The 21,778-nt window shown below is 33.3% G+C and carries 22 protein-coding genes and 1 tRNA gene; 10 read left to right on the forward strand and 13 right to left on the reverse strand.

All coding sequences use genetic code 11. From position 1 onward, the window contains the following. The first annotated feature begins 25 nt into the window (after positions 1-25). Entirely contained in the window at positions 26-583 is a 558-nt protein-coding gene (locus JJQ60_RS09495; protein ID WP_236669082.1) for a hypothetical protein, read from the forward strand. Here JJQ60_RS09495 and JJQ60_RS09500 read toward each other — a convergent pair. The 9 genes from JJQ60_RS09500 to JJQ60_RS09540 all read right to left on the reverse strand — a co-directional run bounded on the left by JJQ60_RS09500 (position 578) and on the right by JJQ60_RS09540 (position 6,920). Then, on the reverse strand, positions 578-1,285 hold the full coding sequence (locus JJQ60_RS09500) for a porin family protein (RefSeq protein WP_201919039.1): 708 nt from the start codon (positions 1,283-1,285) through the stop codon (positions 578-580). The genes JJQ60_RS09495 and JJQ60_RS09500 overlap by 6 nt on opposite strands. A gap of 121 nt (positions 1,286-1,406) precedes the next feature. Continuing rightward, positions 1,407-2,012 carry an ExbD/TolR family protein gene (locus JJQ60_RS09505; protein ID WP_201919042.1) on the reverse strand — a complete coding sequence of 202 codons (606 nt, stop codon included), beginning with the start codon at positions 2,010-2,012 and terminating at the stop codon, positions 1,407-1,409. A 296-nt stretch (positions 2,013-2,308) separates the two neighbouring features. Continuing rightward, complete coding sequence (locus JJQ60_RS09510) at positions 2,309-2,791, reverse strand: ExbD/TolR family protein (protein WP_201919044.1); 483 nt, start codon at positions 2,789-2,791, stop codon at positions 2,309-2,311. 23 nt (positions 2,792-2,814) lie between these two features. Next, positions 2,815-3,423, reverse strand: a complete 609-nt coding sequence (locus JJQ60_RS09515) for an ExbD/TolR family protein (RefSeq protein WP_201919046.1) — start codon at positions 3,421-3,423, stop codon at positions 2,815-2,817. A gap of 5 nt (positions 3,424-3,428) precedes the next feature. Further along, positions 3,429-3,902 carry a hypothetical protein gene (locus tag JJQ60_RS09520; RefSeq protein ID WP_201919048.1) on the reverse strand — a complete coding sequence of 158 codons (474 nt, stop codon included), beginning with the start codon at positions 3,900-3,902 and terminating at the stop codon, positions 3,429-3,431. Positions 3,903-4,016: 114 nt separating this feature from the next. Further along, entirely contained in the window at positions 4,017-4,820 is an 804-nt protein-coding gene (locus tag JJQ60_RS09525; protein WP_201919050.1) for a MotA/TolQ/ExbB proton channel family protein, read from the reverse strand. 82 nt (positions 4,821-4,902) lie between these two features. Continuing rightward, a tRNA-Ser gene (locus JJQ60_RS09530) sits at positions 4,903-4,990 on the reverse strand. 67 nt (positions 4,991-5,057) lie between these two features. Beyond that, positions 5,058-6,092: an asparaginase gene (locus tag JJQ60_RS09535; protein ID WP_201919052.1), complete on the reverse strand. Its 1,035-nt coding sequence runs from the start codon at positions 6,090-6,092 to the stop codon at positions 5,058-5,060. Between the two features lie 39 nt (positions 6,093-6,131). After that, entirely contained in the window at positions 6,132-6,920 is a 789-nt protein-coding gene (locus JJQ60_RS09540) for a TatD family hydrolase (protein WP_201919705.1), read from the reverse strand. A 98-nt stretch (positions 6,921-7,018) separates the two neighbouring features. On the opposite strand from JJQ60_RS09540, the gene JJQ60_RS09545 reads away from it, so the two are divergent. Next, positions 7,019-7,456 (forward strand): retropepsin-like aspartic protease family protein, encoded by a 438-nt coding sequence (locus tag JJQ60_RS09545; protein WP_201919054.1) that lies wholly within the window; start codon positions 7,019-7,021, stop codon positions 7,454-7,456. 11 nt (positions 7,457-7,467) lie between these two features. Here the strand turns inward: JJQ60_RS09545 and JJQ60_RS09550 are convergent, their stop codons facing one another. Next, on the reverse strand, positions 7,468-8,346 hold the full coding sequence (locus JJQ60_RS09550; RefSeq protein WP_201919056.1) for an immunity 49 family protein: 879 nt from the start codon (positions 8,344-8,346) through the stop codon (positions 7,468-7,470). Positions 8,347-8,531: 185 nt separating this feature from the next. Between JJQ60_RS09550 and purH the strand changes: the two genes are divergently transcribed. From purH to rodA, 6 genes are all read left to right on the forward strand, one after another. After that, a complete protein-coding gene (purH, locus tag JJQ60_RS09555; RefSeq protein WP_201919058.1) occupies positions 8,532-10,064 on the forward strand; it encodes a bifunctional phosphoribosylaminoimidazolecarboxamide formyltransferase/IMP cyclohydrolase in 1,533 nt (510 codons plus the stop codon). Positions 10,065-10,107: 43 nt separating this feature from the next. Continuing rightward, complete coding sequence (locus tag JJQ60_RS09560; RefSeq protein WP_201919060.1) at positions 10,108-11,136, forward strand: rod shape-determining protein; 1,029 nt, start codon at positions 10,108-10,110, stop codon at positions 11,134-11,136. A gap of 133 nt (positions 11,137-11,269) precedes the next feature. Beyond that, positions 11,270-12,082 (forward strand): rod shape-determining protein MreC, encoded by an 813-nt coding sequence (gene mreC / locus JJQ60_RS09565; RefSeq protein ID WP_201919062.1) that lies wholly within the window; start codon positions 11,270-11,272, stop codon positions 12,080-12,082. A gap of 4 nt (positions 12,083-12,086) precedes the next feature. Continuing rightward, positions 12,087-12,593 (forward strand): rod shape-determining protein MreD, encoded by a 507-nt coding sequence (gene mreD, locus JJQ60_RS09570; protein ID WP_201919064.1) that lies wholly within the window; start codon positions 12,087-12,089, stop codon positions 12,591-12,593. Continuing rightward, positions 12,590-14,461 (forward strand): penicillin-binding protein 2, encoded by a 1,872-nt coding sequence (gene mrdA, locus JJQ60_RS09575; RefSeq protein ID WP_201919065.1) that lies wholly within the window; start codon positions 12,590-12,592, stop codon positions 14,459-14,461. Before mreD ends, mrdA begins: the two co-directional genes overlap by 4 nt. After that, the gene (gene rodA, locus JJQ60_RS09580) at positions 14,461-15,714 is read left to right on the forward strand and encodes a rod shape-determining protein RodA (protein WP_201919067.1); all 1,254 of its coding nucleotides are present in this window, start codon (positions 14,461-14,463) and stop codon (positions 15,712-15,714) included. Before mrdA ends, rodA begins: the two co-directional genes overlap by 1 nt. Before the next feature lie 11 nt (positions 15,715-15,725). On the opposite strand, the gene JJQ60_RS09585 is transcribed toward rodA, so the two are convergent. The 3 genes from JJQ60_RS09585 to JJQ60_RS09595 are packed head-to-tail and all read right to left on the reverse strand — an operon-like array spanning position 15,726 to position 17,950. Further along, entirely contained in the window at positions 15,726-16,523 is a 798-nt protein-coding gene (locus JJQ60_RS09585) for a DNA/RNA non-specific endonuclease (RefSeq protein ID WP_201919069.1), read from the reverse strand. Positions 16,524-16,583: 60 nt separating this feature from the next. After that, complete coding sequence (locus JJQ60_RS09590) at positions 16,584-17,384, reverse strand: tetratricopeptide repeat protein (protein WP_201919071.1); 801 nt, start codon at positions 17,382-17,384, stop codon at positions 16,584-16,586. A 2-nt stretch (positions 17,385-17,386) separates the two neighbouring features. Next, positions 17,387-17,950 (reverse strand): RNA polymerase sigma factor, encoded by a 564-nt coding sequence (locus JJQ60_RS09595; RefSeq protein ID WP_201919073.1) that lies wholly within the window; start codon positions 17,948-17,950, stop codon positions 17,387-17,389. 320 nt (positions 17,951-18,270) lie between these two features. Between JJQ60_RS09595 and JJQ60_RS09600 the strand changes: the two genes are divergently transcribed. Next, positions 18,271-18,810 carry a hypothetical protein gene (locus JJQ60_RS09600; RefSeq protein ID WP_201919077.1) on the forward strand — a complete coding sequence of 180 codons (540 nt, stop codon included), beginning with the start codon at positions 18,271-18,273 and terminating at the stop codon, positions 18,808-18,810. A 267-nt stretch (positions 18,811-19,077) separates the two neighbouring features. Further along, the gene (locus JJQ60_RS22285) at positions 19,078-21,765 is read left to right on the forward strand and encodes a CHAT domain-containing protein (RefSeq protein WP_201919079.1); all 2,688 of its coding nucleotides are present in this window, start codon (positions 19,078-19,080) and stop codon (positions 21,763-21,765) included. The last annotated feature ends 13 nt before the right edge of the window (positions 21,766-21,778 follow it).

Here is a 21,778-nt window from a genome sequence, read left to right on the forward strand (position 1 = left end):
TTCTTATATTTTACACCCTTTATTAATGCCCTTAATCGGCGCAATAATTTATTTTACAGCCGCTCCAAGATTTATACCCGAAGATATCATTAGAGCCAAGATTTTTGGATTAATGATATTGACAGTTTTAATTCCAATAGTTTTGTTTTTTTTCTTGAAAAGCTTTGGGACTATCAATTCTATACATTTAGAAGAAGTTAAACAACGTAAAATCCCTTTATTGCTTCAATCTATTTTACTTATTGTAGTAATAAAAGTAATTATAGACATATATCATTATCCCGAATTGTACTATTTTTTCTTAGGAGTCTTGTTTTCATCATTAAGTGCCATTTTTATGGTGTTATTTAATATCAAAGCCAGTCTTCATATGACAGGAATTAGCGGGGTCACTATGTTTACAATTGCCTTAAGCATTCATTTTGGAATGAATCTGACATTACTTATTACTGCACTAATGATTGCAAACGGACTTACAGCAACATCAAGGCTACATTGCAAAGCCCATACGAACTTAGAATTAATTCTTGGATTTTTAATTGGCGTAATTCCGCAGTTAACTTTGATTAACTTTTGGTTATAAAATGTAGAATGTTAACCCTACTTTAGCCGGTCTCAATCCAACAGTTTCTTGCCCCAATAAAGCCTCATCAGTAAACAAAGGGGTTAAACTGTAATAAAAATGAAAATTGAATGTATTCCATCCAAAGGTAAAAGTAATTCCCATTCTTAATCGGTCCAATTCGTTAATTGTTGTTTGCTTGATTCTACTTTCAGGGTCTTTAAAATTTGAGTTAAATGAAAACAAATACCCCAATTTAAAGCCAGTATATATTCTGTAAAACTTATGAGTTTCAGGAACAGATGTACGCCACCTGAATTCAAAAGGAGCTTCCACAATATGAGTAGCAAATCGATTTGTACTAAAATCGACGTCCTCTAAGCTATTAAATATAGTATTCTGGGTACCTTCTTCCTTATCTATAAATAAATTATGATTATACACATTTAAAGAATAACCAACTCCAATACCTATAGCGACATTACGTTTTTTATTAATGGGCATATCCCTAATAAAGCCAACATGCAATCCGCCAGAAAAACCGGATTGACTTATACCTTCTGGTCTATTAAGAAGAAGATTATACGTCACTCCAACATAAAATTGATCTTCACGATATAAAGAATCTAACACCTTCTCTGATCCAATGTCTGCATTATTTTCTTGTCCAAAAGAAAGAAACATAGATAAGCAGCAAAAAATAAATACTATAGACTTTTTCATGAGAACACTAAAATAAATTTATTTCTTCAGAAAACAGACAAACTTCGACAAACAAAATTGAAACTACACTAAAATCATGTTATTGACATGATTTTAGTGTAGTAAAGTGTTTAAATCCTACTTATTCTAAGAGTTCCGCTTCAACGATTTTTTGGGGATACATCGCTCTAATTTTCCTGATTCTTTTCTTTAGGTTAGCTTGATTCCCTAAATAATTCACATCTTTAAGGTCATATTCCAAATCCGAATAGGTTTTACCAAATAAACGTTTGGCTTCTCTATTTCTCAAAAAGGTATACGCCCCTATAAGCTCATTTTGAACCGCAATAAAAGTTGCGTAATTGGTTTTTCTGCTACTTTTTAAAGAAATTACGGCTTTATCAGGGTTATCAGAAGAGGTTAAGTCTTTATCACCTTTACAGTACCCACAATAATCTATACCGCTACCTCCCCCATTATCCAAAAAAGCTATTGCTTTCTCTTTCAAATCTGAAAGCTCCATAAGCTCCCCTTCTACCATTAATTGATTATAACGGTTAAGTTCCACTTCAAAAAGATTTTTCTTCTTAATAAAAGTACCTCGTTCCAGATTTAGTGGAGGTGGTAATTTTTTATTAATACCACTATCACTTTGAATCGTGGTAGTAACCAAAAAAAAGATAAGTAATAAAAATGCGATATCCGCCATAGATCCCGCATTAACTGATGGTGCTAATCTTCTATTCATAATAATTCATATTTAGTTAATAATTACATACATAATCACAAACTGTAACCACTTGCGATACGAATTACTAATAAGAAGAGTACAATAAAATCATGACGAGTTTATCTCTATATTCAATATCGCAGCTTTGGAAGGTTAGATATTGATTAAGATTTTGACAGATTACAGTATTAAAAAACAAACAATAGTTATGCCATTTTAACACGTAAGCCCATCATTAGAAGAGTTAGTTTCAAAAAAAATCCTGCCAATGGCAGGATTTTAATATTATATATCGGATTATTTTCTACAAATAATTATCTCAAATTATCAACTGCATTACCAGTTCTCGTAGTATAATTAATCTTCAACGCTTGAACTTCTCTGAGTTCACTTTTGATATCACCAACAAGTCCCATGTTGGTTTCTCCATCAACTTTTAAAGCTGTGGTTAAGAAAGGAATTAACTCCTCTCTCTTTGCTGCTCTTTCAGCAAGTATAAAAGCTTTTATATCGCTTACTTCTGCAAACTTATCATTAAGCTGGATTCTAGCTTGATCACCAGCACTTGCGCGGTATCTAGAACTAGGTTTTCCTGCATAGATATACATTACCAAATCTTTTTTATCTAGTTTTTCTATCTGGTCTGCATATGGTAATTTGTTTTCAATCATTAACGTATTTTGACGCATTACCGTTGCCACCATAAAGAAGAACAATAACATAAATACGATATCCGGTAACGAAGCCGTAGAAATAGCAGGTAATTCTCCGCTTTTTTTCTTTTTAAACTTAGACATAAGATTTCTGTTTTATGTTATTACTATTTCTTTGGTTCTGCTTCAGAGAGTTTCTCTGGAAACAAAAACTGTATCTTCTTGATATCTTCTTTCAGTCTATCCTTATTCCCTGTGTAATTTACATCTTTAAGATCTTTTTCCATTTGTACAAATGTTTTTCCAAAAAGACGCTGAGCTTCTCTATCACGTAAGGTTGTATATGCTGCTACCAATTCATTTTGAACTGCAATATAAGTAGCATAATTAGTCTCTCTATTATTACGTAAAGAAATTACAGCTTTGGTAGGATTATCAGATGAAGAAGGATCTTTTGCTCCCTGGCAATAATTACAAGCTTCTTCTCCTTGTCCACCACCATTATCTAAGAACTTGATTGCAGCTTCACGAAGATCTTTTAACTCCATTGGAGTTTCTTCTACTAGTAAATCATTGTTCTTATTCAACTCTACTACAAAAATATTTTTTTGTTTTAGAACTGGCGGTTCAACATTATCCTCTTGAGGAGGAGGAAGCTTACGGCTAATACCACTATCGGTTTCGATAGTAGTTGTAACCAGGAAGAATATAAGAAGTAAGAATGCAATATCTGCCATAGATCCTGCATTTACTTCTGGTGCTGCTCTTCTTGCCATAATAATTATTTACCTATTAATTTTTTAATCCCAGAAAGAAACATTAGTCCAACTGCCACAGCAGCTAGCACATAAAAAGCATACAATCCGGTTCCTACCCATTTAGAGCCACTAGCAGAAAGTACGTCTCCGTCTTTCATTGGTGTTTCTACACCGTCTGCTAAGACAAACCCCAAAATTACAATTACAGCGAAAGCTATAATACCAATTGCAGTATTTTTAAGGCCAGATGGGTTCTTTGCAAGTGTTGAAAACACTGCAATTAAAGTTGCTATTATAGTTATTATAAAAATAACCAATGTAAGACTATATAATGGAGTTACTGAAGACTCTGCTAATTCCAATGGAAGTTCTCTAGCTTCAGACACACCATTTTCAGCCATTAGGTCACTAATTGTACTACTCATAACGTACCAAAGGATCGCACCTAAGACACCTACTCCTAGAACAATATATGATAATATTTTAGAAATTTTCATGTGTATATTTATTTAATTTGGAATGCAAATACGCAATCCGATTAAAGTACAAGAAAAGGTAAACACCGTCTTTTAAGCACCTAACTTAAAGGGGGGCTTACGAAGAAAAACTTCCTATTTCTTGTTTTTGTAAGCTACTAACATATCGATTAAAGTAATCGAAGCATCTTCCATATCGTTTACGATTCTATCAATTTTTGCTACAATATAGTTATAGAAAATCTGAAGAATAATCGCTACAATAAGTCCAAATACTGTTGTAAGAAGTGCTACTTTAATACCACCGGCTACAAGAGAAGGCTGCATATCTCCAGCTGCTTCAATTTTATCAAATGCCTGAATCATACCAATTACAGTACCCATGAAACCTAACATTGGAGCAAGAGCGATAAATAAAGAAACCCAAGATACGTTTTTCTCTAGTTGTCCCATTTGTACTCCACCGTAAGCTACAACTGCTTTTTCTGCAGCATCAATGCTTTCATCTGCTCTATCAAGTCCTTGATAATAAATTGATGCAACAGGTCCTTTTGTATTTCTACAAACTTCTTTTGCTGCTTCAACACCACCACTATTAAGTGCATCTTCCACATTTTGTTGTAATTTCTTAGTGTTTGTCGTAGAAAGATTTAAAAAGATAATTCTTTCAATTGCAATCGCTAGACCAAGGATCAAACATAAAAGTACGATTCCCATGAATTCAGGTCCTCCTTCAATAAAACGTTTTTTAAGGTTTTGATGGAAGGATAACTCTTCTGCAGCATCTTCTGCTACATCATCTTGTGTTGTTGTCGTAGTTATAGGAGCAATTAATAATTGCACATTTGCCGTTAATAACTGGGCAGGTGCAGTAGCTGCTTGTAAGTTTCCAAAAGCCATTACCGCTACGATTGCCAGAATAGAAAATAATCTTTTCATTGCGCTGATTCTTAATTTTAATTAGTTAAAGGGTTAAAGATATAAAAATAATATAAAATCTATCATAAAATTAAATATATTGCAGAGAGGAAGGGATTCGAACCCTCGATACGCTTTTGACGTATACACACTTTCCAGGCGTGCGCCTTCGACCACTCGGCCACCTCTCTAGGGTTTCCCATAAAAATGGGAGGGGCAAATAACAAAAAATTTGTTAACTGGTAAAATATTAAGACGTTAATTTTCTGACATTTCACCACGTAGTGAAGTTTCATAAATGGTTTTGAGCACTTTAAGAGGTAAATTCTCCCCTAAAAGATACATAAGCTTAGCTATGGCAGCCTCGGTCGTAATATCATATCCAGAGATAACCCCTGCCTTTTTTAATGCTACACTTGTATCATACTTCCCCATTTCAACACTTCCTCCTGCACATTGTGTAACATTTACTACAGGTGTGCCTTTTTTAATCAGTGCAGATATAATATCAATAAACCATTTCTCTTTGGTTGTATTACCGGCACCATAAGTCTCAAGTATGATTCCTTTTAAAGTTTCAACAGAAAGAATGCTTTTTAAGATATTTTCATTAATGCCAGGAAACATTTTAATTATAATGATATTGTTATCAAAATGGGTATGATACACCATTTTTTTACGCCTGTTTACTGGTCTTAAAAAAGATGTATTGACTTTGAGATGCACTCCAGATTCTACCAAAGAGGGATAATTAAGCGACTGAAACGCTTCAAAATGCTCTGCATTGATCTTTGTTGTCCTATTTGCTCTTAACAACTTATACTCAAAATAAAGACCTACTTCGGTAATTACAGGTTTACCTTTTTTTTGTAATGCAGCGATCTGTACAGCCGTAATCAAATTCTCTTTAGCATCGGTTCTCAAATCTCCTATCGGCAATTGAGATCCTGTAAAAATTATGGGTTTTGCCAGATTCTCAAACATAAAACTAACTGCAGATGCTGTATATGACATCGTATCACTACCATGAAGCACAACAAAACCATCATAATTTTCATAATTACTATTAATGATATCACCAAGTTCTCTCCATCGATCAACATTCATGTCTGAAGAATCAATCGGTGTCGAAAAACTAACGGTATCGATAGTGCAATCTAATTGCTTCAATTCCGGAATACTGAGTAATAGTTCATCAAAATCAAAAGCCGTTAACGCTCCTGTTTCAAAATTTTTGATCATACCTATAGTACCACCAGTATAAATAAGTAGTATGTGCGGCGAAGTATTCATAGAACAAATGAACAAAATTTTAAATTATCTTCAATCTATTTAAACCCCAAATATATCTTTAGAATTTTGAGTGGTAATAGCTGCAATCTCTTCTACTGGTTTTTGATAGATTTCAGAAAGCTTATTAAGCACATTAATCAAATACGAACTTTCATTGCGCTTACCGCGATAAGGTGTAGGCGCCAGATACGGCGCATCGGTTTCTAAAACTATATCCTGGAGAGGAATTTGATTTAAAAACGTGTCTATTTTTCCATTTTTAAAGGTTACCACACCTCCAATTCCTAATTTCATTTGATAACCGATGGCGCGATGGGCATCTTCAATTGTTCCTGTGAAGCAATGAAAAATCCCAAACAAATTATCATCCTTTTCTGACTCTAAAACCTCAAAAATCTCTTCAAATGCATCTCTACAATGTATCACGATGGGCAATTTGTATTTTTTTGCTAATCGAATCTGATGTCTAAATGCCTCTTGCTGCTCCTTTAAAAAAGTCTTATCCCAATAAAGATCAATCCCGATTTCTCCAACAGCATAAAACTTTTTATCAGAATTCTGTCCTAAACGTTCACCCAGCTCCTCTTCTACATGAGCCAATTCTTGCCTAAAATTTTCTTTAACATGTGTAGGGTGCAACCCCATCATTAAAAAAACATGTTCGGGGTATCTCGATTCTATATCATACATAGCATTTGTATATGAAGAATCAATTGCAGGCACAAAAAAACGTATGACTCCATTTGTTATAGCCCTATCCATCATCTGATCCTGATCTTCTTCAAAAGCCTCACTATAAATATGGGTATGAGTATCTGTTATTATCATGCCGCAAAAGTAATTAAATTCTGTATCAGGAAAATAGTTTGCAATCATTTCTTTTTATACACAAAACACTACCTTTACCTAAGAATTTTATACTACACATGAGCACACTTCGACAGTTTTTAATCCAAAAAGGATTTCAACGGATCAAATTAATTTTTACAAAAACGAATCATTTTGAGGTCAAAGCTATTCTAAATGGTGTTGAAGGCAATTTTATAGTAGACACAGGAGCCTCAAACTCTTGTGTAGGCTTTGAAGCTGTAGAAAAGTTTACTCTTTTTACACAAGACAGTGATGTAAAGGCTGCTGGTGCAGGAGCTACGGATATGCTCACACAACTTTCTAAAAAAAATACTATCGAAATTGGTAAGTGGTCTAAAAAAAATCTTTCTCTTATTTTATTCGATCTGAAGCACGTAAATGAAGCGTTAATAACTCATCAAGCAGAACCTGTTGATGGAATTATTGGTGCAGATATTTTAAAGCGTGGAAAAGCCGTGATTGATTATGAAAGAATGTGCCTGTATTTGAAATAAACAACCATAACCTACTCTAGTATATCCCCATTTACCATATTTGCCGGCATATAATCTGATGTTACTTCTAATTGCAATCCTTTATCGTATGCTCTAGCTGCTAATGCAGTACATGAAAAGGACATGAAGCCTTGCCAATTCCTGCATAAAGGAGGATCTCCAGGATTAATAGATTTTTTTTGCCCCCAATATGTTTGATGAGCTTCAAGAGCTTTTATTAATGAAACATTAAATTCTTCCTCATTTTCATTCGCCAGATTTCGCATTGCCGACACAACAGGATCATTACAATAGACCATGGTCATGTTTTCATATGCAGTTGGATCAGGAGTAACTAAATCAATATAATTCTCTTTAATCTCTGTTAATTTATCATCCAAATAGTGATCAAAAATACCTTCTTGGTAAAATTTCATTTCTAATTTCAAAAGTATATTATGATACATCCCATTAGGAGTATTATTATCTAGATGCAAAATTTCTAGAGGAAATGAACAAATAGTATTCATTTTTTTTTGATCTCTTGCTATTACTGCCCAATATATACTATTGAGCCAATTATAATTTAAAACATTAAGATCTTCTACTACAGTTTTATAAACTTCGGTTTCAAGGTTCACTTCCACTTCTTTTCCTGGGTAATTTGCCAATCTACTTACTTCAGAAATAGTGTTAAGCCCAAGAACAAAACATTCTTTCTCTAGCTCTAGATTATCCTTGAAATATCTATTTAATCGTATAAAATCCAGGCTACTTTTATATAAAAAAAATAAAAATCTAAATTTTTCTTTCACCCTTCTTCTATATTTTTCTACATCTTCAATTCTCCATTCATAATTATCAATCAAAGGTTCCACATCATCAATTTTATGCAAAGCTATATTCTTCATTTGTCCATTTTTTTATAAAAATTAAAGATATAATCTTATAAATTAAATTCCAGTTTTTACTTTTATTAATAATTCGACATTTTTCTTATGTTTTTATTCGAATTTTCTTTAAACAATTACACATAATTGATTGTCTAATTGCATACTAAATTGCTACTTTTGCGTTTTACTAACTAAAATTTCTCATGAGCAACACAAAATCGGCAAAATCTGCTTTAATTTCTGTATTTAGCAAAGACGGATTAGCACCTATCGTAAAAAAACTGGACGAACTTAATATTACAATTTATTCTACCGGAGGAACCGAAAAATTTATCAGAGATTTGGGAGTTGATGTAGTTCCTGTTGAAGATATTACTTCTTACCCATCAATTTTAGGTGGAAGAGTAAAAACATTGCATCCAAAAGTATTTGGAGGAATTTTAAATCGTCAAAATAATGATAGCGATGTTGCCGAACTTGAACAATATGAGATTCCACAGATTGATATTGTTATTGTAGACCTTTATCCTTTTGAAAAAACGGTAGCTTCGGGTGCTGCAGAACAAGATATTATTGAAAAAATAGACATCGGTGGTATTTCTCTCATCAGAGCTGCTGCCAAAAACTTTGCTGATGTAACTTGTGTAGCATCAGTAGATGATTATGCAGAATTTTTAGATATTATTTCTGAAGGAAAAGGAAATATCTCTTTAGAAGACAGAAAACGATTTGCGGCTAAAGCTTTCAATGTATCATCGCATTACGATTCTGCAATTTTCAATTATTTTAATAGCAATCAAGAAATAGCTTCATTAAAAATAAGTGAAACTAAAGGTAAAGCATTACGTTACGGAGAAAATCCACACCAAAAAGGATTTTTCTTTGGAGATTTTGATGCTATGTTTGACAAATTACACGGCAAAGAATTATCATACAACAATCTTTTGGATGTTGATGCAGCTGTTAATTTGATGAACGAGTTTAAAGGAGAAGCTCCTACTTTTGCTATTTTAAAACATAATAACGCTTGTGGTTTAGCACAACGCGAAACTGTACTACAATCTTATGTCGATGCATTGGCTGGAGATCCTGTTTCGGCATTTGGAGGAATTTTGATTAGTAATACACAAATAGACAAGGCAACAGCAGACGAAATTCATAAACTATTCTGCGAGGTGGTTATAGCGCCTTCATATAGTGATGATGCTTTAGAAATTTTAAAAGGAAAGAAAAATAGAATTATTTTAATTCAAAAAGATATAGAATTACCAAAAACACAAGTTCGATCATGCCTTAATGGAGCTTTGGTTCAAGACAAAGACCTTAAAACCGATGCCCAAAGTGATTTAAATACAGTGACCAAAGTGGCTCCAACATCTGAGCAAATCGAAGATCTTTTATTTGCTTCTAAAATCTGTAAGCATACAAAGTCGAACACTATTGTTTTTACTAAAGGAAAACAATTACTAGCTAGCGGAACAGGGCAAACTTCAAGAGTTGATGCTCTAAAACAATCTGTAGAAAAAGCAAAATCTTTTAACTTCGATCTTGATGGAGCGGTTATGGCGAGTGATGCATTTTTTCCGTTTCCAGATTGTGTAGAATTGGCCGATAAAGCAGGTATAAAAGCTGTAATTCAACCAGGTGGTTCGATAAAGGATGAATTGAGTATCGAGTATTGTGACCAAAACGGAATTGCAATGGTTATGACCGGAACTCGTCATTTTAAACATTAATTTATTACATTTACTGAATTTTAACCCCTTTTTTTGACTTTTTATGGGATTTTTTGACTTCTTTACCGAAGAGATCGCAATAGATTTAGGTACCGCTAACACATTAGTTATTCACAATGATAAAGTTGTAGTGGACAGTCCTTCTATTGTAGCCAGAGATATTATGACTGGTAAAATTATTGCTGCCGGAAAAGAGGCTGCCATGATGCAAGGAAAAACCCACGAGAATATAAAAACTATTCGCCCTCTTAAAGATGGAGTAATTGCAGATTTTGATGCTAGCGAAAAGATGATTAGTCTTTTCATTAAGGACATTCCCGCATTAAAGAAAAAATTATTCGCTCCTGCACTGCGAATGGTAATTTGTATCCCATCAGGAATTACCGAAGTAGAAATGCGCGCCGTAAGAGAAAGTGCAGAGCGCGTTAATGGTAAAGAAGTGTATCTGATTCACGAACCTATGGCTGCAGCAATTGGTATTGGGGTAGATATCATGCAACCCAAAGGGAATATGATTGTAGATATAGGTGGAGGTACAACAGAGATTGCAGTAATTGCTCTTGGAGGTATCGTATGCGATAAATCCGTGAAAATTGCAGGGGATGTATTCACAAATGATATCATATATTATATGCGCACACAACATAACTTATATGTTGGAGAACGTACTGCAGAGAAAATAAAAATACAAATAGGTGCAGCAACCGAAGATCTTGAATTGCCTCCAGAAGAAATGAATGTTCAAGGACGTGATCTCTTAACAGGAAAGCCGAAGCAAGTTCAGATCTCTTATAGGGAAATGGCCAAGGCGTTAGATAAATCCATTCTACGTATTGAAGATGCCGTAATGGAAACATTATCACAAACTCCTCCAGAACTAGCTGCAGACATATATAACACTGGAATATATCTTGCAGGAGGTGGTTCTATGCTTCGTGGATTGGATAAACGTTTGTCTCAAAAAACTGATTTACCGGTTTATATCGCAGAGGATCCGTTGAGAGCCGTAGTGCGAGGTACCGGGATTACACTTAAAAATATAAACAGATATAAAAGTGTATTGATTAAATAGGATTTCAAAAAAATAGGTTAAAGAATATACCTAAATTTCTGATTTTACGTTATCCTGCTTTAATATATTATAGCTAAAGGATAAAACCCGTATAATGGAACGTTTAACCAAAGAAATAATCATACCCTAAATCATGCAGCAGATCATTAATTTTTTAATACGAAATAAACATTCGCTGCTATTTCTTTTGTTATTGATATTATCGCTAATTTTCACCATACAATCTCACTCCTATCACAAGAGCAAATTTGTAAGTTCTACTAATTTTATAAGCGGTGGCGTATATGGTTGGCAACATGCTGTAAGTGATTATTTTAGATTAAAAAAGGAAAATAAACGACTTTTAGAAGAAAATGAACGACTTCATAATCAACTCAGTGCATATGGAGTAGATTCTACCATACAAAAACATATAGACACTTTATCATTTGATAAGCCGTATACCTTTACAAAAGCAAGAGTCATTAAAAATGATTACAGTAAAATTGACAATTACATTTTAATTGACAAGGGAGAAAAAGACAGCATATTTGCAGATATGGGAGTAATTACCGACAAAGGTATTGTCGGAATTGTGGAAAACACTTCAAAAAACTATAGCAGGATAATTTCAATCCTTAACAGCAATTCTCGTATCAACGCCGGATTAAAAAAATCAAATCAATATGGATCTTTGGTATGGAATGGTAAAGATCCAAATATTGTTCAGTTAGAAACAATTCCAAGGCAAGCCATTTTAAAAGAAGGAGATACCATTATTACACATGGACGATCTACCATTTTTCCTAGAGGTATTGGCATAGGTACTATAGTGAACTATAAACTAAATCAAAATAAAAGTTACTACCTTATTGATGTCAAATTATTTAATGACATGACCGATATTGGGTTTGTTTATAGTATTAAAAATAGCAACGCCCAAGAAATTAATAGCTTAGAAGAATAAGGATATGAATAGGGATACAGCGCTGCAAATAGGTAGATTTATAATTCTGGTTTTGATCCAGGTCATGGTTCTTAATCATGTTAATTTTTTAGGATACTTAAACCCATATATTTACATCATTTTTATTCTTTTAGCTCCTATCAACATCAACAAAAGTCTTTTTCTAGTAATTAGCTTCATATTGGGGTTAATTATGGACGTTTTTGGTGATTCTGGCGGAGTTCATGCGGCGGCTTGTACAATCATAGCATTTTTTCGTCCGGTAGCGTTAAGAACTGTATTTGGATTGAGTTATGAATTCCAGACTGTAAAATTAAGCAACTTAGGTTTCGGAGAACGGTTTGCCTATGTAACCATAATGGTTTTAACACATCATATTGTTCTATTTTCGTTAGAAATTTTTAACTTCTCGCATATACTATTAATTGCAAAAAAAACGTTATTTACCAGTTTATTCACAATAGTGATTACCCTACTGGTTTTGGTATTGTTTAGAAGAAAAGATTCATGAGAAAATTATTACTGTATCTTATCATAATTACAACGGGTGTCGTTTTTGTAGCCAGGCTCTTTTATTTGCAAATTTATAACACTTCATTTGCATCTTTATCAGAGGATAATGCTGTAAAAGTAATCTATGATTATCCGCAAAGAGGAGCTATATATGACCGAAATGGAAGGTTATTAGTCACCAATCAACCATCTTACGATGTTATGGTTATCCCAAGAGAGTTAAAATCTTTTGATACATTAGAGTTTTGCTCAATTCTAAAAATCAGTAAGGATAAACTTGTAAAAAGATTACGTAAGGCCAGAGTCTATTCGCCTAGAGTTCCTTCAATAATAATTCCTCAATTAACCAAAGATGAATACGCCTATCTGCAAGAAAAAATGCGAAAATTTGAAGGCTTTTACATTCAGAAACGATCGCTTAGAGATTATCAAACAGTGCATGCTGCTAATGTTTTAGGATACATTGGTGAAGTAAATGACGCTTTAATTAAAAAAGATCCTTATTATCTTTCTGGCGACCTTATTGGTATTGATGGAGTTGAAAAACAATATGAAAAAGATCTTAGGGGAATTAAAGGCGTAAAACGAATTCAAAAAGACAGGTTTAACAGAGATATTGGCCCTTATAAAAATGGAAAATTTGACACCTTACCTGTAAACGGGAAAGATCTTACAATAACCATTGATGCTAAACTTCAGGCCTATGGGCAAAAGTTAATGAAAAATAAACGCGGAGGTATCGTAGCACTAGAACCTTCGACAGGAGAAATTCTTGCTATGGTTACAGCGCCTACATACAAACCAGAATTGTTGGTTGGTAGAAAAAGGTCACCAAATTTCACAAAACTTGTTTATGACACTATAGCAAACCCGCTATTTGATAGAGGTATAATTGGCGAATATCCTCCCGGATCTCCCTTTAAAACTATAAATGCATTAATAGCATTACAAGAAGGTGTTATTGACACCAAAGAAAGCGTATCTTGTAGAATGGGATATTATTATGGTAGAAGAGGTCAAAAACTTGGATGTCACTCTCACAGAAGCCCTCTCAATATGATTCCTGGGATCGCTCATTCTTGCAACGCTTATTTTGCTACGGTATATAGAAGAATCATCGAAAAATATGATACTCCTCAAGAAGGTATAGACACCTGGAGAAACCATGTTCAAAGCTTTGGACTAGGAAAATATTTGGGCAACGACCTGGCAACAGGTAAACGAGGTAAAGTTCCTAATTCTGACTACTACAACAGAGTGTATCAATATCCGACTTATAAATGGTATGCTAGCGCCACACTATCTAATGCCATTGGACAAGGGGAGGTCCTCTCTACTCCTATTCAATTAGCCAACATGACAGCAGCTATTGCAAACAGAGGATATTATTACACCCCTCACATTATTAAAGCTATCGATGGAAAACCTATCGAGAATGAAAATTACACCAAACCCAAGATTACAACAATCGACAAGGAGCATTTTGAGCCTGTAATTGAAGGTATGCATCAAGTATATACCAATGGTACTGCTAGTTTTTTACAAGTTAAAGGGATTGATATTTGTGGAAAAACAGGAACAGCAGAAAATTTTACTAAGATTGATGGTGTAAAAACACAACTTACTGACCATTCTGTTTTTGTGGCATTTGCTCCAAAAGACAATCCCAAAATAGCACTTGCTGTATTTGTTGAAAACGGATATTGGGGCGCCCGATACGCAGGTAGAATAGCTTCACTAATGATCGAAAAACATTTGACTAATGCAATATCCAGAACAGATCTGGAAGATTGGATACTCACCCATAGCCTTGAAGAAGAATATGCAAAACCTTACAGCGGCAAACCTTTTAAAATTAATCAATAATGGCAAAATCAAATGTAGCCGCCATTGATTGGATAACGGTTTTAATATTTTTATTACTAGTGGGATTTGGATGGGGAAATATTTATTCAGCCTCTTATGAAGGTGAAGCATTCTCGCTATCCGATTTTTCTCATGCATATGTAAAACAAGCCTATTGGATTTTATTGAGCATTATACTTATCATCATTACCCAGGCTATTGAAGCAAAGTTTTATGAACGTTTTGCAGGCTTAATCTATGTACTATCCATACTATCCCTTTTAGGTCTTTTTGTTTTTGGAAAAACTATTTCTGGAGCGACTTCGTGGTATGCCATCGGTCCAATGAGCTTACAACCTTCAGAATTTGCCAAGACTTGTACCGCTTTGGCGTTGGCCAAATATTTAAGTGATATGCAAACCAATATTAAGCTTCTTGGGCACCAAGTAAGAGCTTTCTTAATCATTGCTTTACCAGCTATAATTATAATCCCGCAACCCGATCCGGGTAGTGCTTTAGTATATGCTGCCTTTTTCTTTCCACTTTATAGAGAAGGGTTAGCCGCAATCTATTTAATTGTAGGGGTTTCTGCAGCAACATTATTTATACTTACACTCCTTTTTAAACCGATATGGGTAGTATTGGCTATTGCCGCCATTATGATTTTTATTTTAATCAGAAATAGAAAACAAAAACCCAAATACTCAAGATACCTTTTAACAATTATAGTTGTTACCGGTTTCTGTTTTTCTGTGAATTATATTTTTAACAATGTATTTGAGCAACGGCACAGAGATCGATTTAATATTGTTTTAGGAAAGGAAGTTGATGCCAAAGGCATTGGATATAATACGAATCAAAGTCAAATCGCCATTGGTAGTGGTAGCTGGACCGGAAAAGGATGGAAAGAGGGTACACAGACCAAAGGAGGATTTGTTCCAGAACAGCACACAGATTATATATTTAGCACCGTGGGCGAAGAATGGGGTTTTCTGGGGGCTACTATGGTAATCATTTTGTTTGTTTTGTTACTGATACGACTTATCAACTTGGCAGAACGCCAGAAGTCTCAATTTAGTCGCGTGTATGGTTACAGTGTTGTAGGGATATTATTTATTCATTTTGCCATAAATGTTGGGATGGTAACTGGTTTAATGCCTACGATTGGTATACCGCTACCATTCTTCAGCTATGGAGGCTCTGGACTATGGGGGTTTACGATTTTACTATTTATCTTTATTAAACTAGATGCTAATAGAGTTAATGAATGGTAGTGATTTAGACATCAAAACTTCCACCCTTTTCTGCTGGTTGAAGCTTCTAATTTAACTTCCACATCATCTTCTAACTTCGGAAAGAAATCAATTCCGGTAAGCTCTTCAATATGATCAACAGAGACTACAAACTCTTTAAGAGATGCTTTTGAATCTTTCGCTTCCATTAAGAAGGCAATCATCCTAGGAGTATCAGCATTTTTATTCAGTATTATTTTATAGAAATATTTTGGTACTGACACCGCTTCATAACCAATGGTTTTGAGGTTATCAGACAAAACTCCACCTGTTACCACGTATACTCCATTATATGTCTTAGCCCAATAGCGTACTTTTTGCTCTAGATCGTTCCAAATACCACTATTAAATTGGTGGTTTTGAGGTGTAACATTTGACGTTAGAAATGTTTCTTCGAAAGCATCGTAACTAAATCGTCTATCTCCTGCCGGACACAAATGCCCTCTATCATATCCAGATTTTTTATAATTACGCCAATCTGCCGATGATGTTCTTACTCTTTTATCTACTTCAAAATATGGACGCTTAAATTCGTTAGAAGACAAGTGCTCTTTCTTTAAATGATACGCAACCCATTCTGCCTGTTCATGCTTTTCAGAATACGATAAAGAATAATGATTATGGGTTATAATAGTGCCTGTAGTTGATGTTGGAAGGTAAAAAAAACTAAGTTCAGACTTATTGTCTTCTTTATATTCCTGAGCATTACCTTGTTCTGCATACTCTTCAAAGTAATAAAACCCTATAGTAACAATGATGATTAATAATGGATATAGATATTTTCGTGTCAATGTTTTTCATTTAATAGCGAAATGCAAAAATATCAAAATATTACATTTACAAAATCTAGCTTACTCTAATTTTTCTAAAATCTGAATAGCTTTATCATAGTTAAAGTTTTCAGGATCGGTTGTGATTTGCGATAAAATTTCTCTTAATCTTTCGGTATCCCCTATCTTCATATACACCAAACTTTTATACCATAACGCTTTTGAACTGTCTATAGAATCAGAAGTAAGAAGAGCATCAAAACTCTTAAGAGCATCATTGGTTTTATTGAGCTTGAGATATGAAAACCCTATATATGCATCTAACAATGGAGCATTTTCTTTAGATTTTTCTTGAAAAGCACGAAAAGAAAGAATAGCCTTTTCATACTCTTCATTTTTAAATTCTGTAATTGCTGTGTTCAACGCCTCTTTATCAGCACCTCTTTTTACCAATGAGGGCAAATCATTCGTGGAATAATACGTTTTGTAAAAGTCATCCAGACTCTCTTGCTTAAAAACTAAATTATTAAGCAACAATCCAATCACAAGCACAGCTGCAATTGCACTTATCAGATATCGTATATTAGTAGTACTACGTTTTTTCTTAAACCTGTTTCCAGCCTCCTGTATATTTGTTTTAAGTTTAGCCGCCTGATCGCTTTTAATATACTCTTCTAATTCTTGTTTCGCCTCGTTACTTTCTATACTATCGATTGAAAGCCAGCTCTCATTATTTAAATGATGATTAATTTCGCTAGAGAGTTTTACTGCTTTTTGTAATTCAGGATCATTAGCCATAATCTCCTCAAACTCATTTATCGCTTCTGTGGTCATATCTCCACCAAGGTATGCTTCGATTTTTTGATATATGTTTTCGTCCATAACTACTGTAGTTCTTGATACCTGCTATCCTTTTTAATCAATTCTGCTAAACGTTTTTTACATTTAAACACTCTTTGAAAAGCTACATTTTCTGATGAATAGTTAAACTTTTCTACAATGATACTATAGGAAACTTTATTAAAGTATTCCTTTAGTAACTTCATGCAATTTTCTGACAACTGAGCTATCTTTTCTTCAAAAAGTTCCCAGCGTTCTTGTTCTAAAATAAAAGAACTATGTTTATGCTCTTCACTTACTAGTTCAACCACCCCATCATTTCTTACCATCTTTTTTCGATTATTTAATTCTTTTCTCCACAAATTCCTACAAACTGTAAACAAATATCCCTCAAAAGTGGACTTGATTTCGAAGCGTCTAACTTTAAATCGCACCGTTAACTGAAATAAAGCATCTTGAAAAATTTCTTCAGCATCTTGAAATGTTCCATTATTCTTTTTTACAAATGCCACTACTGCAGGAAAACTTTTTTGGTAAATGGTATCAATGATATTTTTATCCCCCGATAACAGACCTTCTAAATAGATATTATTTTGCGGTTCTTGCATTTTTAATAGTTACTTTAACTAAAGACAGTTAACATTTTTACATATTTCACTAAACTACTATATTTTAAATTAATTGCAGATGATACAAAAATAAAAACCTTATTATTTTTGCAGTTTAACCATAATTAAAATAATTAACCTACTTTAATCCAGTTTATTAGCACTTCATCCAATAATAAAGGTTTTATTTTTATATCTATTATTTTTTGTCTTTTTTGCGCCGTGAAAAAAATTACACTCTTTATGGGTAAGATTTTGAATATTTAGAAACTAATATTTGGAAAACAAAGAATAAACCTATGAAACCCTTAATGAAACATATGAAAACAATTAAAGTAATTTGGAGTCTAATCCTTCTATTCACTGTTATTAGCTGTTCAACCGATGATATACAGACTGAGCAATTACAAAATATTGAAGAAACCAAAAACAATGGTTCTAAAATTTTTGGAACAGGTGATTTTACTGGCACTCTTTATGGTATGCCAGAAAAAAATCCTTTTGTCGAGTACTATGGTACAACAATTAAAATTGCATACTACCCTACTAGTGATATGCAAAGATTCGACATAAGAAAACAGTTCCATGAGAAATACCCACAACTGCTATTAGAAGAGCGTTCACAATCATCCTATGGTACAGAGATTTGGTTTATAGACGATTATTTTTATTGCCCAGATCCGCCGAACTGCAATGTTATCTCCAGAGGTGATGGACAAGCAAATGGAGAGCAGGATCCAGATGTAGATATAGAACCTGACGGGCCAAGTGTATACGAATCAATTATAGAAGATATTCGTAACAATCCTTCTATCGATATATTAGATGAGTATGATCCTTTTAACTTAAGTGGGATCTAAATAATAAGACTAGAGTTATGTTCTAGAAAATATCTCAATCAAAAATATACCAGAACCCCGAAAAACTATTTGTTTTTCGGGGTTCTTTTTTTAATTTAACACCATAATGCTATCGATTAACTCAATGCGTCATTTCTACTTATGCGATTTATAAAAAGGTGTTTGCTCTTTTTTTGTCTATTTACAACGTTTGTATCGACGGCCCAAGATAATCAGGAGTGGGTAAAAATTCTAGAGTCAAATCTCCCTTCAGATGAAAAGATAATTGTGCTAGATTCGATCATTGTCGCTCTTCAAATACAAAAACATGATTCTATTTTAGAAAGACTCACACACAAATATGCCATTTGGTATTATAGAAATAAAAAAATAAATAAGGCTATTGAAACTGCCACCTATTCGTTATCTCTCAAAAAAAAAAGATTTAAAACCGATACAACTTTACTGCAAAATGGCTTAAAAAACCTAGCCTTCTTTAATTTTAAAAATAAAAACTATGTTAAGAGCATTAATCTATATCTGGAATTAGTAGATCTAAATTCTGAAAACAAATATGCTACTGGTGCCTATATTGAGTTAGGTCGATGTTATAAGGCTATAGGAGATTACTATAAAGCGATACAATATTTTGAACTTGCAAACTCGTTACTGAAAAAGGAGAAAAATTTCAAGAAAATTATCGCAAATGCAATCAATTCTAGTGAAGCCTATATAAGAATAGATAAGATTAAAGGGTTTAAGAAAGGAATCGAAAATTTAAAAATTGCCGATTCGTTATCTGATATTACAAACTCAAATATCAGCACTAAATATGTCATAAAACAAAATTTAGGCAATCTATACAATCAGGATAAATTCATGTATCCCAACAGAGCATTACATTATTATAACCAGGCGCTTGAGCTTGCAAAACAGAATAATGATTCTACTAAAATAGCTACTGCATATGGACTCATGGGAAATCTGTATAGTGCTATTGATCCAGATATTGGGATTGAGTATCAGAAAAAAGCCATAAAACACACCAAGAAAAAAGATTCGATTCAACAATACTTCAACCATATTAATATTGCGTATTGTCAATCTAAAAATAATAATTTCAAAAACAGTATTGAACATTATTTTATTGCACTAAACTCTTTGACCGGAAACAAGCTTACGGATAACACATTAGAAATTGATATCAAAGCACTTTATAATTCACCCCATAGAACAAATCTTCTTAATGGGTTGAAAGACCTTGGAAGTACTTACTTAGAAGAATTTAAAATCTCTAAGAATTACACCTCTCTACAAAATGCTGTACATTCATTTTTACTTGCAGACAAATTTTTAGATCTTATTCGTATTGAGAGTCAAGAGTTTAAATCAAAGCTTTACTGGCGTAAGCAAAGTGCAGATCTTTATGGAAAAGCTATTGAGGCGTGTTATCTGGCCAAAGACTTAAACCATGCTTTCTATTTCATGGAAAAAAACAAAGCATTGCTACTGACCGAAGATATATATAATAGTAAAATCAGACAATCAAAGGTACTTCCTGTTAATCTTATAGACCAAGAATCAAACATTAAGAAAAATATCTTTTTTCTTGAAAACATAAAGAGTGATTCAAAAGCTCCAAAAGATTCGATCACAATCGAATTATTAAATCAAAAGCATCAATTAAAAACCCTTCAGGATAGTATCAAGAATTCTTTCCCTGAACATGATCTCTTTGATCTTCAATCTACCGTAGTGACTTTAAAAGAAGTTCAACAAGCTCTGGATAGCAATACTATTGTTTTAGAATATAACATTTCAGAACATAAAGATTTTGGGTTAATTTCTAAGGACAAAAAATACATCCCTATTTATAAAGGCAGTGATTATGGCATAAAAACTACTACTAACGCATATGTATTATATATATCAAAACATAATCTTCAATTTATAGCAATAGAAGAGGCTTCTCAATTAAAAGAAGAAATCTCGTCATTGGTACAACAAGCTTCCATTCCGTTTAAAACTAAAAAAGACCTCGTCTCGTTCTCAAATATTGCTCATAAGGCCTATAATATGTTATTCCCTACTCAAGAACTCAAAGAAGAAATTAAAAATAAAAACGTAAAAATAATTCCAGACAACTATCTTAACTACCTTCCTTTTGAAATATTAGTTACTTCACCCAGTATAAGTAAAAAGCCAAATTATCTGATATATGATTCTGAAATAAGCTATGTTTACTCCTATTCGTTTTTAAAAAACACAAAAAATCCTGGACGTGTAAAAGACAATTCATTTCTGGGGATAGCTCCTCATAATTTTGATTCTTATAACATGACTACTTTAGAAAATAGTGTGCAAGAATTATTCAATATTAAAAATTGTTTTGACGGAGATATTTATATCGATAATCAAGCTACAAAAAAAGAGTTTTTAAATAAGCTATCGCATCATAACATTATCCATCTCGCTACGCATGCAGATGCTTTAGATTCTATCTCACCATGGATAGCTTTTAAAGACTATAAACTAAACCTTGAAGAACTTTATTTCACAAAAAATCATGCAGATTTAGTAGTACTAAGCGGCTGCAACACATTAAAAGGCAAACAAGAAACAGGAGAAGGTGTTATGAGTTTAGCTCGAGGTTTTTTTCACTCTGGCGCTAAAAGTGTAATATCTTCACTATGGAACGTTGATGATAGCTCTACCACTTATATTATGAATGATTTTTATAACAATTTAAAGAAAGGACAATCAAAATCAGAGGCGTTAAGAAATGCAAAGCTTAGTTATTTACAAAATCATAGTTTATCTGAAACCTCTCCTCATTTCTGGGCCACTTTTATTTTATCTGGAGATGCCAGTCCTCTCCAATCAAAATATAACCTACGAACAAAGTATTTGTTTCTCTCGTTATTGCTCTTAGCACTATTATTTTCTGTTATTTTCTACAAGAAATACAAAAGATAAATGTTTTTTTAAG

The organism is Aquimarina mytili, from assembly GCF_016735115.1.
GTDB classification, from domain to species: Bacteria; Bacteroidota; Bacteroidia; order Flavobacteriales; family Flavobacteriaceae; genus Aquimarina; species Aquimarina mytili.

Coding starts and splice junctions, on each gene's coding strand:
- JJQ60_RS09495 (WP_236669082.1), top strand. CDS start 26: ATGCCCTTAATCGGCGCAATAATTTATTTTACAGCCGCTCCAAGATTT.
- JJQ60_RS09500 (WP_201919039.1), bottom strand. CDS start 1,285: ATGAAAAAGTCTATAGTATTTATTTTTTGCTGCTTATCTATGTTTCTT.
- JJQ60_RS09505 (WP_201919042.1), bottom strand. CDS start 2,012: ATGAATAGAAGATTAGCACCATCAGTTAATGCGGGATCTATGGCGGAT.
- JJQ60_RS09510 (WP_201919044.1), bottom strand. CDS start 2,791: ATGTCTAAGTTTAAAAAGAAAAAAAGCGGAGAATTACCTGCTATTTCT.
- JJQ60_RS09515 (WP_201919046.1), bottom strand. CDS start 3,423: ATGGCAAGAAGAGCAGCACCAGAAGTAAATGCAGGATCTATGGCAGAT.
- JJQ60_RS09520 (WP_201919048.1), bottom strand. CDS start 3,902: ATGAAAATTTCTAAAATATTATCATATATTGTTCTAGGAGTAGGTGTC.
- JJQ60_RS09525 (WP_201919050.1), bottom strand. CDS start 4,820: ATGAAAAGATTATTTTCTATTCTGGCAATCGTAGCGGTAATGGCTTTT.
- JJQ60_RS09535 (WP_201919052.1), bottom strand. CDS start 6,092: ATGAATACTTCGCCGCACATACTACTTATTTATACTGGTGGTACTATA.
- JJQ60_RS09540 (WP_201919705.1), bottom strand. CDS start 6,920: ATGATAATAACAGATACTCATACCCATATTTATAGTGAGGCTTTTGAA.
- JJQ60_RS09545 (WP_201919054.1), top strand. CDS start 7,019: ATGAGCACACTTCGACAGTTTTTAATCCAAAAAGGATTTCAACGGATC.
- JJQ60_RS09550 (WP_201919056.1), bottom strand. CDS start 8,346: ATGAAGAATATAGCTTTGCATAAAATTGATGATGTGGAACCTTTGATT.
- purH (WP_201919058.1), top strand. CDS start 8,532: ATGAGCAACACAAAATCGGCAAAATCTGCTTTAATTTCTGTATTTAGC.
- JJQ60_RS09560 (WP_201919060.1), top strand. CDS start 10,108: ATGGGATTTTTTGACTTCTTTACCGAAGAGATCGCAATAGATTTAGGT.
- mreC (WP_201919062.1), top strand. CDS start 11,270: ATGCAGCAGATCATTAATTTTTTAATACGAAATAAACATTCGCTGCTA.
- mreD (WP_201919064.1), top strand. CDS start 12,087: ATGAATAGGGATACAGCGCTGCAAATAGGTAGATTTATAATTCTGGTT.
- mrdA (WP_201919065.1), top strand. CDS start 12,590: ATGAGAAAATTATTACTGTATCTTATCATAATTACAACGGGTGTCGTT.
- rodA (WP_201919067.1), top strand. CDS start 14,461: ATGGCAAAATCAAATGTAGCCGCCATTGATTGGATAACGGTTTTAATA.
- JJQ60_RS09590 (WP_201919071.1), bottom strand. CDS start 17,384: ATGGACGAAAACATATATCAAAAAATCGAAGCATACCTTGGTGGAGAT.
- JJQ60_RS09595 (WP_201919073.1), bottom strand. CDS start 17,950: ATGCAAGAACCGCAAAATAATATCTATTTAGAAGGTCTGTTATCGGGG.
- JJQ60_RS09600 (WP_201919077.1), top strand. CDS start 18,271: ATGAAAACAATTAAAGTAATTTGGAGTCTAATCCTTCTATTCACTGTT.